Origin of the sequence: Saccharothrix sp. ST-888 (assembly GCF_000955975.1) — a bacterium.
GTDB lineage: Bacteria > Actinomycetota > Actinomycetes > Streptomycetales > Streptomycetaceae > Kitasatospora.
Genome location: NZ_JYJF01000376.1, coordinates 1 through 446 on the forward strand (window position 1 = coordinate 1; position 446 = coordinate 446).

1 protein-coding gene is annotated in these 446 nt (G+C 72.0%); it reads left to right on the plus strand.

Annotated elements, in window-relative coordinates:
* A partial coding sequence (locus UK12_RS41955; RefSeq protein WP_045306926.1) for a hypothetical protein occupies positions 1-446 on the plus strand: 446 nt, incomplete at both ends.

Sequence of the window (446 nt, forward strand, 5' to 3'; positions counted from 1 at the left end):
GACGGTCATCGCGGTTGAAGCCGCCCTGCGGACGGTCGTCACGGCGGAAGCCGCCACGGTCATCGCGGTCACGGTTGAAACCACCGGACGGGCGGTCATCGCGGCGGAAGCCGCCGCCCTGGGGGCGGTCGTCACGACGCGGACGGTCATCGCGGTCGCGGAAGCCACCGGAGGGACGGTCGTCCCGACGGAAGCCGCCACCCTGCGGACGATCATCGCGGCGGAAGCCACCACGGTCGTCACGGTCACGGTTGAAACCACCCGACGGGCGGTCATCGCGACGGAAGCCGCCGCCCTGGGGGCGGTCGTCACGACGCGGACGGTCATCGCGGTCGCGGAAGCCACCGGAGGGGCGGTCGTCCCGACGGAAGCCACCGCCCTGCGGACGATCATCGCGGCGGAAGCCACCACGGTCGTCACGGTCACGGTTGAAACCACCCGACGGA